At 70.0% G+C, this 17168-nt stretch carries 8 protein-coding genes and 2 pseudogenes; 2 read left to right on the top strand and 8 right to left on the bottom strand.

Translation table 11 applies throughout. The features are described from left to right. Nucleotides 1-12: 12 nt before the first annotated feature. From ACN9M6_RS13025 to ACN9M6_RS13010, 4 genes and pseudogenes are all read right to left on the bottom strand, one after another. Nucleotides 13-339 (bottom strand): annotated as a pseudogene (locus ACN9M6_RS13025) (ATP-binding protein); the annotation flags it as partial. Nucleotides 340-361: 22 nt separating this feature from the next. Beyond that, a complete protein-coding gene (locus tag ACN9M6_RS13020) occupies nt 362-1279 on the bottom strand; it encodes a hypothetical protein (protein ID WP_419163327.1) in 918 nt (305 codons plus the stop codon). A gap of 140 nt (nt 1280-1419) precedes the next feature. Continuing rightward, complete coding sequence (locus ACN9M6_RS13015) at nt 1420-2802, bottom strand: sodium:solute symporter (protein WP_419163326.1); 1383 nt, start codon at nt 2800-2802, stop codon at nt 1420-1422. 50 nt (nt 2803-2852) lie between these two features. Beyond that, nucleotides 2853-5870 carry a glycoside hydrolase family 3 N-terminal domain-containing protein gene (locus tag ACN9M6_RS13010; RefSeq protein ID WP_419163325.1) on the bottom strand — a complete coding sequence of 1006 codons (3018 nt, stop codon included), beginning with the start codon at nt 5868-5870 and terminating at the stop codon, nt 2853-2855. Nucleotides 5871-6006: 136 nt separating this feature from the next. On the opposite strand from ACN9M6_RS13010, the gene ACN9M6_RS13005 reads away from it, so the two are divergent. Together ACN9M6_RS13005 and ACN9M6_RS13000 are read left to right on the top strand one after the other, a co-directional pair. Further along, a complete protein-coding gene (locus ACN9M6_RS13005; RefSeq protein WP_419163324.1) occupies nt 6007-7290 on the top strand; it encodes an exo-beta-N-acetylmuramidase NamZ domain-containing protein in 1284 nt (427 codons plus the stop codon). Nucleotides 7291-7364: 74 nt separating this feature from the next. After that, nucleotides 7365-8378: pseudogene (locus ACN9M6_RS13000) on the top strand (DUF222 domain-containing protein); the annotation flags it as partial. A 294-nt stretch (nt 8379-8672) separates the two neighbouring features. On the opposite strand, the gene ACN9M6_RS12995 reads toward ACN9M6_RS13000, so the two are convergent. From ACN9M6_RS12995 to ACN9M6_RS12980, 4 genes are all read right to left on the bottom strand, one after another. After that, nucleotides 8673-9599, bottom strand: a complete 927-nt coding sequence (locus ACN9M6_RS12995; RefSeq protein ID WP_419163755.1) for a diacylglycerol/lipid kinase family protein — start codon at nt 9597-9599, stop codon at nt 8673-8675. Nucleotides 9600-9618: 19 nt separating this feature from the next. Next, nucleotides 9619-14025: a translocation/assembly module TamB domain-containing protein gene (locus ACN9M6_RS12990; protein WP_419163323.1), complete on the bottom strand. Its 4407-nt coding sequence runs from the start codon at nt 14023-14025 to the stop codon at nt 9619-9621. A 104-nt stretch (nt 14026-14129) separates the two neighbouring features. Further along, nucleotides 14130-16334: a BamA/OMP85 family outer membrane protein gene (locus ACN9M6_RS12985; RefSeq protein WP_419163322.1), complete on the bottom strand. Its 2205-nt coding sequence runs from the start codon at nt 16332-16334 to the stop codon at nt 14130-14132. Beyond that, complete coding sequence (locus ACN9M6_RS12980) at nt 16331-17164, bottom strand: prolipoprotein diacylglyceryl transferase (RefSeq protein WP_419163321.1); 834 nt, start codon at nt 17162-17164, stop codon at nt 16331-16333. Before ACN9M6_RS12980 ends, ACN9M6_RS12985 begins: the two co-directional genes overlap by 4 nt. Between the last annotated feature and the right edge of the window lie 4 nt (nt 17165-17168).

The raw sequence follows: 17168 nt of genomic DNA, 5'->3' as shown, positions 1-17168 counted from the left end.
AAGAGCTTCCTCGAAGCTGAAAGGATGCATGAGGACCGTCCAACCCCTCCCCCGCAGTTCCGTGGCGATCTCGCGCGAGAGGAGGGCCGCGGAAGATCCCGAGAGGAAGACTTCGACCCGCCGGGCGTCCAGAAGCCGCCGCACGAGCCGCTCCCAGCCAGGTACGACCTGGATTTCGTCGAGGAACCACGCGGCGGGGGCACCTTCGGGATCGGTCAGGTACCGTTTCGGATACTCGTCCAGCAGGGTTCCGAGAGTCGGGGCGTCCAACCCCAGAAGCTGCTCCTCCTCCAATCTGAGGAAGGGGAGCCGCCACGGCGGCGAGAGTTGCTCGTCCATCGCCCGGCGGAAGCGCTCGAGGTCAGGCGTCATCCCCCCCGGCACCCGTCACCATGGGCCACGCCCACCGGATCCACTTCATCGCTTCGGGCAGGTCGGGTACGTGCTCGAGAACGATACAGGTCTCCCGGTCCCGCTCCATGTCCAGGTTCCGAAGCGACTCGGCGCCATCGTACGCTATGGCGAGCAGTTGCCGAAGCTTGCGCAGGAACGTCTCTTCGTCGTCGTCTTCGGCAGCCCGCACCGCCTCCCCGGCGTACCTCTTCAGGTCATCCAGTTTCCGCGCGTCGTTCATCCGGGTGGACCGCGCGGGGACTCGCGGGCGGAACTTGATGGCGCCGTGGCCGTTGACGAACACTTCGCCTCGCCGACACTTGTCGCGGACATAGAGCGCGAAGCCTTCGTCGAGCACCGTGCCGACGACCTCGCCGTCCACCACCAGGTCGTACACCTCCCGCCGCCGCAGCGCCGCGCTCTCCCGGGGAAGGATGAGCCTGAAGCCGATGGGGGGATCGGCCGGCACCAGGCCGTCCCCGGCCGTTTTCCTTATCGTGCGCGCCCAGGCATCCCGGGCCGCCGAGGGCATTGCTACAAGGCGGGATCCGCGCGCGACGTGCTCGACTTCGACGACTGCGTTTACCGCGACCTCGTACTCGGCCACATCGGTCTCGGCTACCCGCGGGGCGACGGTCCGGGAACCGGCAGCCCGGCGGCCGACTCCTTCGGGTCCGTCCGATTCCTCATCCAGTTTGTAGACGTCCTGTCCTTCGGGAGCGCCGACTCTCATCTCATCATCGAGCCGGTCCACCAGCCCGGGGGGCCACCCGTAGTAGCGGGCAGCCTCGCGGAGATCCACGCTGCGGACCGCGGCGCGTTCAGCCTCCGCCAGCGTGACGGCGTTCAGCCGCCCGCGACGAATCGCGGCTCTGACGGCAGGCACCCCGACTCCTGCCAGCCGTGCCGTGAGTTTGAGTGAGAGAAGAACCCTGCCGGCCATCGTTTCCTGCGCATTCCTGCGTATCGGGAAAAGTAGCGTGCGGGGCGGGTTCGCTCAAGACGTGGTGGGGACCTGCGTCTGTTCTACCGTCGCGCGCCGAGCCGGGCGGCAACGAGACCGACGCCGACGGTGACCGCCGCGCCGATGAGGACGAACCAGGGCCAGGCGACGGCGGCGCGCGCGAAGACCCACACGCCGGTGACCGACGCGATGCCGATGGCGATCCCGGCGCGTACGGAACCGCTGGTGGCCCGGCGCGAGAATCGCGCGAGCGCGAACGCCCCCAGCAGCCCGCCGTAGACCAGCGACGCGATCCCGAGCGACACCTCGACCGCCGTGCTCTCCTCGCTCAGCGGGATGAACCCGATCGCCGCCGCCACGAGGAGGAGGGTCCACGCCGCCGCCGCGGCCCGCCCCGCGCGCAGGATCCGGCCCTCGTCCGCCCCGGGATGGGCCGCCGCCCAGAAGTCGTAGGCCGTCGTCGATGAGAGCGCGTTGATCGAGCTGGAGAGTGTGGACATGGCGGCCGCGAACACACCGGCCACGAGCAGCCCGCGGACGCCCGCGGGAAGCGCCTCGACGATGAAGCGGGCGAAGATCTCGTCGGAGCGGGCGAACGTGGCGCCGTCGTACCAGGCCCACAGGCCGAGGCCGACGAACAGGAAGAGGGCGAACTGGAGCAGCACCGCGAAGCCGCTGCCGATGAGGGCGCGGCGGCTCGCGGCGAGGTCGCGGCAGGCGAGGAGGCGCTGGACGATCAGCTGATCGGCGCCGTGAGAGCCCATCGACAGGAAGGCGCCGCCCAGCAGCCCGGCCCACAGCGTGTAGGGCCGCCCGAAGTCGAGTGCGGGATCGATCAGGGTGAGCTTCCCGGCCTCGGCCGCCCGGCCCAGGATGTCGGGCCAACCGCCGGGCGCCGCCTGGCCGAGGACGACGAGGGCGATGAGCCCGCCGGCCACGTAGAGGAGCATCTGCGACGCGTCCACCCAGACGACGGCGCGGATGCCGCCGATGAAGGTATAGATGAAGGTGACGGCCCCGATGACGAGCACGGAGGCGATCAGCGGCCAGCCGGTGACGAGCGTGAGCGGGATCGCGGTGGCGAACAGCCGTACGGAGTCCGCGAGGAGGCGCGTGACCATGAAGAGGGCGGAGGTGAAGCGCCGCGTCTCCGGACCGAAGCGCGCCTCGAGCAGTTCGTAGGCCGTCCGCAGCCGCCCCTCGTGGTAGGCGGGAAGGAGCCAGCGGGCGACGGCGATGCGGCCGAGCACGTATCCGGCGGCGATCTGCAGGAAGGCCAGCGAACCGCCGTACGCGATGCCGGGAATGGACAGGAAGGTGAGGGTGCTCGTCTCCGTGGCCACGACGGACAGAAGCACGATGGCCCACGGGAGGTCGCGCCGGCCGAGGAAATACTCCTCTCCGCCCCGGGCGCCACGCCCCAGCCACGCCCCCCACGCCGTCACCCCGCCGAGATAGACGACGAGGATGACGAGATCGAGCGTACTCAGGGTACTCAGGGGTCCCGGATCGAGGTCGCGACCGCGTCGTGTACGGCCCGCCGCAACTCGATGTGCTTCTGGTTCGCCCGGGTCGGATTCACGCGGTTGGTCAGCAGCACGACGAAGAGATCGAGTTCGGGCTCCACCCAGATGCTGGTCCCGGTGAATCCGGTGTGCCCGAACGCGCCTTCACCGAAGTAGTCCCCGGCCGACGAGCGCCCCGAGGGGGTGTCCCATCCCAGCGCCCGGCTCGACCCGCCCTCGCCCGTGTCCGCCCGCGCCGTGAACTGCGCCACGATGTCCGGCGAGGGTGAGTCGAGCGACGCGGTCAGCCTGAGGGCGCCCGTCGTGCGGGTGGGCCGCGCTATGGACGGAAGACCTCGCCCTTCACGCGCCGCCCCCAGAATCCAGGCGGCGAACCGCGCCAGATCCCGGGCGTCGGAGAAGAGTCCCGCGTGTCCCGCCACGCCGCCCAGCGCGTGGGCGTTCTCGTCGTGCACCTCTCCGATCACATGTCTGTCCCGGTATACGGTATCCATCTCCGTCGGGGCGACCCGCCCGTGCAATGAGTTCGGCGGATTGAACCATGTATCCGTCATTCTCAATGGGCGGAGCAATGATTCATACAGATAATAATCGAGCGACTGTCCTGTAATCTCCTCTATAACGAACCCGAGAGTCATGAACCCGATATCAGAGTAGACGGTCTCTTCCCCCGGCTCATAGTCGGGCTCGAGCGCGGCGATCGCCTCGCGATATTCATCCTCTCCCTCGAGGGTGCGCCAGAAGGGACGGAACGGCGGCAGGCCGCCCTGGTGGGTCAGCAGATGACGGACGGTGACTCCGCTCTTCCAGCCCTCTGACCACTCCGGGAGGTGTTCGCCGATGCGGGTGTCGAGGGACAGGTCCCCCCGGTCGACGAGTTGCATGACGGCCGTGGTCGTCGCGATCCCCTTGGTCAGCGACGCAAGGTCGTAGAGACTCGAATCTCCCACCGGCGGGGCTGTCGCGGCCCAGTCGAGACGTCCGTAGCCCCGGAGCCGGACGAGGCGATTCCCGCGCCCCACGACGAGCGCGGCGCCGGGCGTGGCGCCGTCCCGGATCGCCGCTTCGATCAGACGGTCCACCCGGGACAGGGAGTCCCCGTCCATCCCCACCTCTTCGGGCAGAACCTCGCCGGGCTGGAACGAGCTTGCGTGGACCGATTCGAGTCCGCGATTCAACCCGTCTCCGAGTGCGTGCAGCGGCGGGAGCGAGATGGGAAGCCGGCCCGAGATGGGCGCGCCGAGGAGGGCGCGGGCCGCGGCTTGCTGTGACGCCTCGCCCCCGCCCCACGCAAGGAGGTACGCCTTCGCATCCGGGATCGACGTCAGCAGGTAGGGGCTCCCGAACGAGAGGAGCACGGCGGTCCTGCCGCTGGCCTGGAGACCGTCGAGGAAGCGCCGGGTGTCCTCGGGAAGATCGTTGGAGTCCCCGGCGGCGCCGGGCCGGACGTAGGCGGACAGCGTCACGGCGTCGACCGAGCGCGCGATCCGGGCGAGCGAGTCGTACACGGCCGGGTGCGTGTCGAAGCCGACCCGGGCCCGGCGGACGCGCACCGCCTCGCCGAGACTTCGGTCGAAGACGCGGCCCGCGGCGAGGTCGCTCGCGCCGGCGAAGGTCACGGAAAGCACGGAGCGCATCGTCGTGGTGTCCAGCGGGACCGCGCCGTCCGCATCCCGGACCAGCGTGATGGAGCGGGACGCGATCGCCTCGGCGAGTTGTCTGTGCGACTCGGTTCCGACGACTCCCGGGAGGGCGTCGGGCTCGATCATCGCACCTTCGTTCAGGCCGGCCCGCGCCTTCAGCGTCAGCACACGACGGGCGGAGGCCTCGATGCGCTCGGCGGTGAGCCGGCCGGAGCGCACGGCGCCGACGACGGCCGCAATGGCGCGGAGGGGCTCGCGCGGCATGAGGAGCACGTCGGCCCCGGCCTCCATGGCGCGGATCGCGGCCTCGCTGGCCCCGTAGCCGTCGGCGATGGCGCCCATGTCGAGCGCGTCGGTGAACAGGACGCCGCCGAAGCCCAGGTCGACGCGCAGCATCTCGGTCATGAAGTACGGAGACAGGGTCGCGGGCGGGGCCCCGGAGCCGAGGATGGCGGGGGCCGCGACGTGGGCCGTCATCACGGCATCAACGCCCTCGTCTATCGCCCTCCGGAAGGGTACGAGCTCGAGGCTGTCGAGCCGCGCGCGATCTCCGGGGATGATGGGCAGGGCGACGTGGGAGTCGGTGCCGGTGTCCCCGTGACCCGGGAAATGCTTGGCGGTGGTGAGGAGCCCGGCCTCGCGCGCGCCGCGGATGAACGCCGCGCCCAGAGCCGCCACCCGCTCGGGGTCCTCACCGAACGACCGGGTGTTGATGATCGGATTGGCGGGATTGTTGTTGACGTCGAGCACGGGCGCGAAGGCGAGGTGCACGCCGAGGGCCCGCGCCTCGTCGCCGGTGACCCGGCCCGCGTTGTATGCGAGGTCTTCATCGTTCGCGGCGCCCAGCGCCATGGCGGGCGGGAGCACCGTCGCGCCGGGCATCTCGAGCATATTGGGAAGCGCGTAGATGCCGGCCACGCGGAAGCCCGCGCCGGACTCGAAGTCCGCCGTGACGAGCAGAGGAATGGGGGCCTCGGCCTGGAGCCGGTTGAGGCGCGAGGCGTATCCGAGCGGAGTCCCGAGCGAGAGCACGAGGCCGCCGATCCCGTCGTCGCGCACGAGGGCTTCGATCCGGGTGAACTCGTCGTCGTCCTCCGAAGCGTAGCCGCCGCTCATCCACACCATGACGAGCTGGGCCACGCGCTCGCGCAGACTGAGGCCCGCCAGCGTCTCTTCGACCCAGTCGCCCGCTTCGGAGGTAAGGGACTGTCCGGCCGGCGTGGAGGCGGGGGCGGGGGCGGACGCGCAGGCGGAGATCCAGGCTGCGGCACCGGCTGCGGCGCAGACTGCCGGAAACAGGGCCAGCTTTCGGGGACCGTCCGGTGCCTCTAGTCTCCGCAGCATGTCGGCCTCCACCCTTTCCCTGTCACCACTTCGCCGCTCCCAACCTACACGGCGGCACGCGGGCGCGCTCGCCACCGCACTCGCCGTCGCACTCGCCGCCTGTGGCGGTTCGGGTGCGTTGGATTCTCCGCCGGTCGTGCGGCCGGGGATCGAGGTATTGGTCGCGGATTCGTCCCACCTGATCGAGGGGCGGCGCGTCGGTCTGATCACGAATCGAAGCGGGGTGGGCCGCGACGGGACCAGTTCGATCGACCTCCTGCACGGCCATCCGGGGGCGGCACTCGTCGCCCTGTTCGCGCCGGAGCACGGGATCCGCGGCACGGAGGCTCCGGGAGCGGCGATCGCCGATGAGAGGGACGCGGCCACGGGACTTCCGATCTACTCTCTCTACGGCGAGACGCTGGCGCCGACGCCGGAGATGCTGGCCGGGATCGACGTGCTGGCGTTCGATCTCCAGGACATCGGGGCGCGCTACTACACGTACGTGTCGACCATGGCGCACGCGATGACGGCCGCCGGGCGCGCGGGGGTGCCGGTCATCGTTCTCGATCGCCCGAATCCCATCGGGGGACTCGCGCAGGGTCCGGTGCTCCATCCCTCGTTTGCGAGTTTTGTCGGCCTCTATCCTGTGCCCGTGCGCCACGGTCTCAGCGCGGGGGAGTTGGCCCGTCTCTATCGGGGGGCGTTCGGCGTCGAGGTCAAGTTGCACGTGGTTCCGGCCGCGGGCTGGTCCGCGGACCGCTGGTTCGACGAGACGCGACTGCCGTGGATCGCGCCGTCGCCCAACATGCCTTCGCTCGAGAGCGCCACGCACTATCCGGGCACCTGCCTGTTCGAGGGCACCAACATCTCGGTGGGCCGCGGGACGCCGGCGGCGTTTCAACTTCTGGGCGCGCCGTGGCTGGACGGCGAGGCCTGGGCGTCGGGCCTGACTGAAGTCGCGGGCGCGGGGGGGCTGCCGGGGGTCGCGGTCGCTGCGGCCACGTTTACGCCCGAGTCGCCGGGTGACGGCAAGTTCGGGGGCCGGTCGATCTCCGGCATCCGCCTCACGGTGACGGACCGGGCGGTCTACGATCCGGTGAGGACCGCCGTCGCCGCTCTGCTCGTCGCGCGTCGATTGTCGGGTTCGGCGTGGGAGTGGAGAGAAGGGCATTTCGACCGCCTGGCCGGCACGGACCGCCTCCGTCTCGCGATCGACCGCGGGGCGTCGCTCGACGACATCACATCGGAATGGGCGGCGGACCTCGCCGCCTTCGAGGCGCTGAGCCGCCCCTACCTGATCACGACATATCCCCGCTTTCTGGAGCTACCGCGGCCGCTCGGGACGTTCCCGCGGGAACGTCTTCGTGGGTCGACCCCTCCGGTTCGTGAAGTGGCTGCCTTGCTGGAAACCGAACATTTACCGAATATCGGGGTATGAGATGGGAGTCGCGAACGATTTCGGGTTCGCACCCTCTTTGACCCCGGACTTCGGAAGATTCGGAAGGAACACCCATGCCTCACGAGAAGTCCCACCACGCTCTGAGCGACCCTCTCGGCGACGAGATCGCCGAACTTTGCGCCCACCTCGACGCGGGCCAGTACCGGCTGCTGGCCCTGCTCTACCGCTACGACCGCGCGGAACTCTGGACCGGGTGGCGCTCCTGTGCCCACTGGCTCTCCTGGCGCACCGGGGTCACGCTCGGCCCCGCCCGCGAGCGGGTGCGGGTGGCCCGCTGTCTCGCCTCGCTGCCGCGGACCGCCGCCGAGATGGAGAAGGGGCGGCTCTCCTGGTCCAAGGTCCGTGCGCTGACGCGGATCGCCACGCCCGGGAACGAGGTCCGGCTGCTTGAGTTCGCGCGCGACGCGACGGCGAGCCAGGTGGAGCGTCTGGTGCGGGCGCAGCGTAGTGCGGAGGCCGCCATGGCTGCCGAAGACGGCGAATCCGAGATGTCGGCGCGGCGACACCTGACGGTACGGGTGGGCGAGGACGGCATGTACCGGATCCGGGGCCGGCTCCTGCCGGAGGTGGGCGCCCTGCTCATGGAAGCACTGGACGCGGCCGGGGACGAGCTCTACCGGGCGGAGCGGGCGGCCGAGGCTCCGGAGCCGAAGCTGCCGGCGACGCCGGCGGAGCGGCACCACGACGCGCTCGGGGCGTGGCTGGAGGATCGGACCGACGCGGAGGTGCAGCTGGTCGTCCACACCGTGGCCGTGGACGAGGGCGAGGGCGAGCCGGTGGTGAGCACGGAGGACGGTTCACACGTTCCCGCGGGAACGTCCCGGCGGCTGACCTGCGACCCGGAGGTCGTGGAGGTGACCCGGGGGCTGGACGGCTCGGTGCTGGACGTGGGAAGGAAGAGGCGCACGGTGGGGTGGCGGCTGCGTAAGGCGCTGGACGTGAGAGACGGGGGCTGCCGCTTTCCGGGCTGCGGGTCGCGGTATACGCAGGCACACCACGCGGTGCCGTGGGCCGAGGGGGGCGAGACGGCGCTGGACAATCTGATCCTGCTGTGCCGGTTCCATCACCGGACGGTGCACGAGGGCGGCTGGCGGGTGGAGATGGGAGTGGCGGGTGCGGCCCGGTTCACGGATCCCGCGGGGAGGATCGTGCCGGCGGTGCCTCCGGCGCGGCCCGATGTGAAGGCGCCGCAGACGCCCGACGCCGGGACTCGGGCGCTGGCACCGGCAGAAGGGGATCAACCCCTGGACGTCGACGAGCCGCTGGCAGGGGGACCGGCTGGACCTCGACTGGGCGCTGTGGGTTCTGTGGGGACAGTACGAAGACCTGCGGAAGGCAGCCTGAGGCGGCGGCGGCGCGCCCTAGCGGGGGACGAGGATGCAGGCGGCGAGCGGGGCGACCTCGGCTTCTATGGGGGTTACGCCTCGGGGCTCGCCGTCGATCTGGATGGCGACGGGTGGGTCGGCTTCGATGCGGACGCGGCGGGCCTGGAAGAAGACCATCTGGTCGTCGCCCGCGAACCGGTTTCTCGTCACGCGCCACAGGATGCGGGCGACTTCCGGGAGGTTGCGGGGGGCGTAGATGCAGACATCGATCAGCCCGTCCTGGAACGAGACTCCGGGGGCCATCCTGAACTCCACGGGGAGGGGGCCGGCGCCGAGTTGGCCGGCGTTCGCGAGGAGGACCATCTGCGCCTTCACGTGCAGTTCTTCTTTGTCGGCGGTGATTCGAAAGTCGGCGTCGGGGTGGCCGATGACGTTCTTGAGTCCGCTGTAGAGGTAGGCCGCGAAGCCGAGGCGGCTCTTCAACTCGGCGGTGGCGCCGGCCATCACCTGCGCGTCGAGACCGGCCCCGGCCATGAGCGCGAACATCTCTCCGTTGGCCCGTGCGAGGTCGATTTCGGTCACTTCCCCCTCGACGGCGACCCGGACGCTGTCCTCGAGCGAAGTGGGGATATCGAAGTTGAGAGCCAGTTGGTTGCCGGTCCCGAAGGGGATGATCGCGACGGGAACGCGGGTTCCGGCGACGCCTCGCAACGCCACGCTTACGGTTCCGTCGCCCCCCACGGCGACGATGGCCCGGTAGCCGCGCGTGGCGGCGGCGCGGGTGACGCGAAGTCCTTCCTCGGCACCCGCGGCCTCGACGATGTCGAACGGGACGCCCCTGGCGGCGAAGGCGCCACCCAGCCTCCGGCGCAGTGTCTCGAGTGAGACCGGACCGCCCCCGGCGCCGGGGTTGAGGAGCACGAGGAATCGCTCCGAGTCAGGATACGGATACTGGCTTCCCATGTGCCCAAGCTACGCGAAGCTAGGGGGGGCCGCTTCCGAACGACCACTCGCGGAAGAGGAACAATCTGAACGTGCGGTCGTTGGCGAGGTTCGTCCCCCAGTTGAGGCCGAACAGCCGCTCGTCGAAGCGGCTCGCGGCGCGGGCTTCCACGGACCAGCTGGGGAGGAACGACCACTCGACGGTCGCCCGCGGAGGCCCGCCGCCGAGCGGTTGCCAGAATGAGACGAAGAGCTCGTTGCTGGCGTACCAGCCGAACTCCACCGCGGTGCGCTCGAACACGCTTCGGGTCGCGGCGATGCCGCCGGGCCCGCTGGCGCTGATCGACGTCAGGTTGAAGTAGGAGAGGGCGGTCGTGCTCGTGAGCGCCGAGGAGATCCCGGAACTCAGCGGGGTCAGCAACGCCTCCTGCGCCAGCCGCTGCCCCAGCTGCCGGTCGGCGGAGAGGTAGCACGGCGTCCCCACCGCGAGCAGGCAGAACTGGTCGGTCTCACTCATGGGGGGGTTGCTCGTGAGGACGAGCCGGGGGTCGCGCATGGGGCCCGAGATGTGGGCCTCCACGACCACCGGGCCGTCGACCGTCCGGTTCCGGTACTCGGCCGTGACGTCGAGGTTGGGATTGAAGCCGGGATCGCCGACGAACTGGATCTCCCCGCCGGTGATCCGCAGGGGCCGACTGTACGGGGGCACCTCGACCACATAGGTGCCGCGAGGCAGATCGACGCCTCCGCTCACATAGAGGGAATCCTGCTCGCGGTCCATGTAGACATCGAGTCCCTCGGCGACGAGTTCCACCTCGAGCTGCGGCGACCGCAACCAGAGGTCGGGGCCGAGCGCAACGCGCGCGCTGATCTCGAGGTTGTTCATGAAGGGGTTGCGGAAACGCTCCAGGATCCGGCGCTCGCCCGCCGCCTGCGAGTCCTCGAACAGAGAGGCGATACCGGGGTCGCTGAGGTCGATGATCTCCAGCTCCCTGAGAAACTCGTCCTGACGTATCTCTCCGTCCGAGAGCGAGAAATCGCCCGTCAGCAGGGGCTGCGTGTAGGAACCATCCAGGCGGCCCTCTCCACTCACGGCCAGCGACATATCGTTTCTGGACACGCCGTGAAACCGGGTCGCGTCGATGTCGAGGTCGAATCTCGCGTCCGCGATCCGGGCGATGTCCACGGTGCCGCGGGCGCGCGCCGACCCGCCGAGGTCCGACGCGGCGTAGGCCGAGTCGATCCGAGCCACGGACGATCCCTCGAAGGCGATGCGGGCACCGACATCGGTGAGCCACACGCCGATGGCCGGCACCCAGCCCCTCCCGTCGATGAGGCGCGCGTTGCCGGTGTAGCGAAGTCGCCGGGGCGATCCGCGAAGGGTGAGATCCGTATCGGCGATGCCGGAGACCGCCTCGAAACCGCCGACGGCGAGTTCGATCAGCGCGAGCGGGAGCCGGTCACCGGTGAGGTCGAGGTCGAGGGGGTCGTCGAGAAGGCGGCGTTCGACCTCCACGAGAGAGAGATCGGTGGCTATGGTGCCCCCCAGCCGGCCGAGCCGTTCGCCGCCGTCGAACAGATCGATCGCTCCCGCGAGTTGGCGGTCGGAGTAACTGAAGCGGGCGTTCAGCGCGTCGTAGGTGTGATTCCGGACCCGGGGCTCGATCACCTCCAGTTCGCCGGCGAACTCCGGCGCCGTCAGCGTGCCCGTCATCCTCGCCGACCCCCCGAGCGTGCCGCCCACGAACGGTGACTCGGAGAGGAGATAGCCGAACTGTTCCACGCGGAGGCCGAACAACTCGAGATCGAGCGCCCCTTCCCCGAAGGCCGGAATCTGACCCTCCGCGCGGAGCCGGCCCAGCTGACCGTTCAGGACGAGGCCGTCGATGACGAGCCCCGAATCGGAGTAGACGAGTCGGGCGGGCGTCGCGAGCGTCGATTCGAGCTTGCCGAGCCGGAGGCGGAGTTCCGCGAGTCCCGCACTCCAGATCTCGCCGGCGGTGACATCGGCGCGGCCGGAGATCTCGAGGCTGGAGTCGCGGCGCGCATGGAAGTCGGCCTTGGTCGCGGCGGCGGCGGGGCGGTCCAGCCGCACGGACAGAGAGTCCACGCGTCTTCCGTCCAGTTCGACATCCGTCGCGGTGAGCTGCGAGCGGAGGATGTCCAGGCCGGGGGGATCGAGCAGTTCGACATTGGCCCAGAGGCTTCCGGCCCGGTAGCTCCCGAACCGTGCATCCGAGACCTCGACGACGGCTCCGAGGGTGAAGTCCTTCCAGCGGCCGGTCGCGGCGCCGCGTGTCGTCAGCCGGCCCTCCAACCCCTCGGTCGGCGGTTGCCTCGACGCGCTGCCGAGTATCGCTTCGAAGCTGTCGAACAGCGCCTCCCCGGCCTCTGCCGCCGCTCCGCCCGGGATCTCGTCCAGGAACCAGCGGTCCCAGTCGGACAGGTCCGCGGCGTCCGCCTCGAACAAGATGCGGCCGCCGCGGCCCTCGGCGAGCCCGAAGCTGCCCCGCGCCGCGACGACGCCCACGTCGGAGGAGAGGAACAGGCTGTCGATGGTGAGGAGGCCGTCGGCCACGCTGAACCGAACGCGGCTGTCGTAGATCTCGGCGCGATCCACGTCGGAGGGGAGGATCTCGAGGTCGAACGTGGCCGCGAGCGTCGCGGGGTCGATCCCCTCTCCGTTCGCCCGGCCCCGTATGGCGAGACGCGACGCCGGGCCGCCCTCGACCCACTGGTTCAATGAGAGGTCGGCGCCCTCGAACTGTGCATCGTAGCGCAGCCGGTCCGACGAGAGATCGAAGGCGCCGTTCAGGGTGAGCCGACCGAGGTTCGATTCCAGCGTCGCGGCGATGGCGAGGTCCGCCCGGGTCCCGTTCGCCCGGATGGGGCCGGTCACAGCCCCGGCCAGTTCGATCCCGGGCGCCCACGGCCGCAGCAGGACGAGCGAGAGCGGGTTCGCATCGATCGCCGCGTCGACCCCGGCGCCGTCGAGGTCGAGCGTACCGGAGCCCGAGAACCGGGACAGGTCGCCGGCCGGCGTCAGGTGCTCGACCGCACCGACGAACGCGACGGCGCCATCTTCGGCCCGGTCCAGGGTGAGCCGCCCCTCGACCCGTCCGTCGATCCCCACATCCATGCCGGTCAGGCGGGCCCAGCGCGGCTCGAAACGGTCCAGCTCCACTTCGAGGCCGCGGAGTCCGAAGGACTCGTCCCCGAACGCGACACCGCCCCGCGCCCGCAGGCCGGAAGCGGGGGTCTCCGGCTCGCGATCCTCGAGCGTGAGATCCGCGACGACCCCGAGGTCATCGGTGTAGCCGGAGCCGCGGATGGTGCCGCGCGCCCAGCCTTCGTTGCCTGCGCCCACGGGTTCGCGCCCGAGCAGCGGGTCCAGATGCGCGAGGTCGAACGGGGCCAGCCTCACGTCGAGATCCTCGAACCGGGGCCGCTGCGAGAGTGCAAGCCTGAAGTCGCCGGTCAGGCGCGTCTCGCCGGTCCGGAAGTCACCGTCGGAGACATCCACGACCAGGTTCGGACCGCGGCTGTAGAGGTCGATGGACATGGGACCCCCGCCGGACTCGGGGAGGTCGATCGGGAGCCAGCGCAGATCGCGGACATCGACGACGTCGGCGTCCAGTTCGAAGGCGTATGCCAGGGGGTCTCCCTCCCGCATCCAGCCGCTGCCGCTGATGGCCGTTTGATCCGTCTCCAGCCGCTCGACGACGATCCGGGCCGTGTCGCCGAGCGTCAGACTCATGCTGAGGCGCGTGACGTCCAGCGGTTGGCGCACGGCGAGCAGCCTGCCGCTGACGTTCTCGGCCTCGATCATGAACGGCGCCTCGGGGTCCGTCAGGCGGGCGACCGGGAACCGGCCGCGGATGTCGGACAGCTCGTACAGATGGTCGAATTCCCCCTCGGGCGTCTCGAGAAGGGCCCACGGCGATTCACCGGCTCGGGCCTCGCCCAGCGCTCGCGCCTTCTCGGCTCCCTCCAGCGTCGCGGTCCAGGGGGTGCGAATCCGGACGCGGCCCGACGCCACGCTCACGTCGCGAAGGACGATGCTCAGGGCGTTTTCGTCCGGGGCCCGGGCGAGTGACGCCGGAACGAGCGAAGCCGCCGCCGGGGGCGAGTCGAACACGCGCTCGTAGTTCCAGCCGCCGTCCGGATACTGCGTGAGCTGAAGGTCCACTCGGTTGGCGTGCAGCCGCCGGATCCCCAGCCGCCCCCGGAACAGCGCCAAGGGTTCGTATTCGATCCTGACCGTATCCAGCGCCACGAAGATGTCGGCGTCCTGATCGCGGATCTCGAAGCGGGAGACGGTGAGGTGCGTGACCATGTTGCCCGAGATCGTGGGGCCTATCCGGACCTCGCCGTTCACGGCCGACTCGATGGCGTCCTGCAACAGTGCGAGCGCGGCGTCGCGACCCACAGCCGTCCGGGTGACCACGAACCCGGCCGCAAGCGCCAGCGCGACGGTGACCGCGGCCAGCCAGCGGACGATCCGGCGACGGCGCGAGGGCGCGCCCTTCTCGGGGCCCTTCTCTTCGGAACTCAGAACGCTTCTCCGATCGACACGTGAATCTGAAGCCGGCGCCAGACCTCGAGCAGCGGGGACGGGTCATCGAAGCGGAACGGGTCGAACCGCACGGGTCGAGGCATCTGAACCAGCGTCCCGTCCTCGAGCGACACGATCGCCGGCAAGTCGGTCGCGTACGTTGTATTGTACCCCACATCGAGACGGATGGAACCGATGGGGCTCGTATATCGCAGTCCGAAGCCGGGCGTCCAGACCACATTCTTCAGCTCCGTCAGGTTCTGCGAGACGCTGCCCGCGTCCGCGAAGAAGACGAGACCCCACTGCGGGCTCAGGTATCGCCGAAGTTCGAGATTGATTTCCAGATGGGCGTCGCCGCCCCGGGGCCGCTGGTCGAAGGCGCCCGGATCCTCGGCGGCCAGCCGCTGGACGCAGGCCTCGAAGTCTCCCATCGGACAGTCCTCGACCTGATCGGCGACCAGCACGCGGGGACCGAGGAGGTTCTGGCCGAAGCCGCGCACGCTCTGGGAGCCTCCGACGAAGAAGCGTCGGGAGGGATGGACGAGACGGTCGGTCGTCACCGCTCCGGGGGTGAAGATCCGGGTGCCGGGGAAGCGGACGAAGCCCATGCGGACGCGGGCGGCGACGACGAGGGCGGGCTCGAGTTCCGTGAAGATCGCACCCTGGGCCAGAATGCGGTTGTACTTGTACTGCGAGCCCGTGCTGGCGTGCGCCACCTCGCCTTCCGCCGTCAGGTAGTAGCCGCGGCTCGGCCGCAGGGGGTCGTCGGTCCCGTTGTAGACCACGCCGAGGGTGACCGGCGCGAGCCACCGGGAGCGCGTCACCGTGAGGATGTCCTCGGGTTCGCAGAAGCCGAAGTTGACACAGAAGAAGATGTCGGCGGACTGCTCGCCGAAGCCGGTGTACCTGGGCGAGTACGACAGGGTGGCCAACAGTCGCCGGCTCATGCGTCGCGTCAGACCTACCTCGAACCCCGCGGCGTCCTGGATGAAGACATCGGGTATCGTCTCGCGTTCCACGAACACCCTGGCCCGTACACTGTTTTCCCTGGAGAACACGGCGGGCAGGAGAAGTTCGGTCTGCAGCAGGTAGTTGAGGGTCCGGAAGTCGGCGTCGGTGCCGACACCCGAGCAGGGGAACGCCCCGTCCAACTGCGCGGCGAAGATGTTCTTGAGCTGTCCGGTGATCTGCAGTCGCCGGGCGCCGCCGAAGAGGTTGCGGTGTGTAAGCTGAGCCTCCGTCTGGAGGCACTGGTCGGTGCTCCATCCGACGCCGCCGCGCGCGGCCTGCGGCGTGGCGGGCGTCACCTGCACGACCAGATCGATCGTGGAGTCGGCTGCGGCGCCGGCTTCCGGCGGTCGGGGCTCCCTCCGGATCGAAGCGAAACGGATGGCTTCGAGGCCGAAGAGATTTCGCTGCCCTTCCTGTTCCGCGTCCTGGTTGTAGTAGTCGCCCGGACGCAGCGGGAGGAGGTCGCGGATCACTCTCTCTCCCACGGTCTCTCCGCCCTCGATGCGGATCTCCCTCAGGCGGAAGCGTGGGCCGGGCTGAACGTCGAGCGCCACCTGCGCGGCCCCACCCTCCGTGCGCTGCGCCTCCTCGAAGACACTGGCCTCGACGTAGCCCTGGCGGCGAAGCGACTGGACGAGGGTGTCCTTCCCGGCCTGGAGCCGGTACAGGTCGAAGGGGTCGCCCTCGTCGAGGCCGATCAGAGCCGTGGCCTCGGCGGGCGTGAGCGTCTCGGGCAGTCCCCGGATCACGAAGCTGTCGATGAGGGTCGGAGGGCCTTCGGCGATGGTGAACCAGACGCGCGCCTCGCCGCCCGAGGTGCGGACGGCGCGGTCCACCTCCGCCTCGTAGTAGCCGCGCAACCTGTAGAAGGAGCGCAGCCGCAGCGCGTCGTCCGCGACGTCGAGGGTGTCGAGGTAGGACCGGCGGTGGGCGAATCCCCAGTCCGTGAGCAGGCAGAACGGCTGCAGAAACAGGCTGACGCATTCGGTGCTGCGGGTGCGGATGACCGCGCGCAACTGGCCGTCGGCGAGCGCCTCGTTGCCAAGGAAGTAGAGCGAGCGAACCTCGGCCCGTCGGGGGGCCGGGTCGCCGGTCGGCGTCTGGCCGGCGAGCGGGGACGGGCCGGTCGGCGAAGACGGCCCGGCGAGCGTGACGCCCAGCGCCAGCCCGACCAGACCCGCGCGGCTCACACCGCCGCCTCTCCGGCCCGCCGGCGCAGCTTCACGACCAGCGCCACGCCCACCGCGCACAGGATGATGGAGATCATCTGGGCGAGGGTGAAGCCGCCGAAGAACCGGTCGTCCTTCGCCCGGAAGAACTCGACGAGGAACCGCTCGCTCGCGGCCAGCGCCAGCCAGAGGCCGAACAGCCACCCCTGGAGGTGCGGATGCCGGCGCAGCCGCCACAGGACGAAGAAGATGACGAGCGAGAGCCCGGTCTCGTAGAGTTGAGTCGGATGGACGGCGAGGACCTCTGTGTCGGCGAGGGCCGGGTCCACCTCCGCGCCGAAGCGCCTGAGATTGCCGGCCGTCGAGGGCGGCAGGCCGGTCGGGAAGGCCATGCCGGCGAAGGAGTCGGTGGGGCGTCCGTAGTCGTCACCCACGAGGAAGCAGCCGATACGCCCGACGCCGTAGGCGAGCGACATGGCTGGGGCGATCGCATCCACCCCGAGACCCCAGGCCACGCGGCGGCGGTGCAGCATCCATACGACGCCCAGAAAACCGCCGATCAGCCCACCGTACCACACGAGTCCGCTGCGCGAGAAGATCATGCCCAGCGGATCGAGCGCCGTGCGGTCCCAATAGAGCAGCACGTAGTAGATCTTGGCCCCGGCGATGCCGCCGATCAGCGCCCCCAGCAGCATGTCGGCCGCGACGTCGCGCCCCGCGTCGAGGCGCGCGGTCTCGGCGCGCAGGACCATGTAGCCGGCGAGGAAGGCGAGCGCCATCAGGAATCCGAACGAGGTGATCGTGAACTCGCCGATCACGGGCAGGTTCAATGTGAAGAGTTCGGGATACACGTTG

This window comes from Candidatus Palauibacter sp. (assembly GCF_965197445.1).
Lineage (GTDB): Bacteria > Gemmatimonadota > Gemmatimonadetes > Palauibacterales > Palauibacteraceae > Palauibacter.
This window is presented reverse-complemented; position numbering and strand designations above follow the sequence as displayed.

Coding starts and splice junctions, on each gene's coding strand:
- ACN9M6_RS13010 (WP_419163325.1), bottom strand. CDS start 5,870: ATGCTGCGGAGACTAGAGGCACCGGACGGTCCCCGAAAGCTGGCCCTG.
- ACN9M6_RS12995 (WP_419163755.1), bottom strand. CDS start 9,599: ATGGGAAGCCAGTATCCGTATCCTGACTCGGAGCGATTCCTCGTGCTC.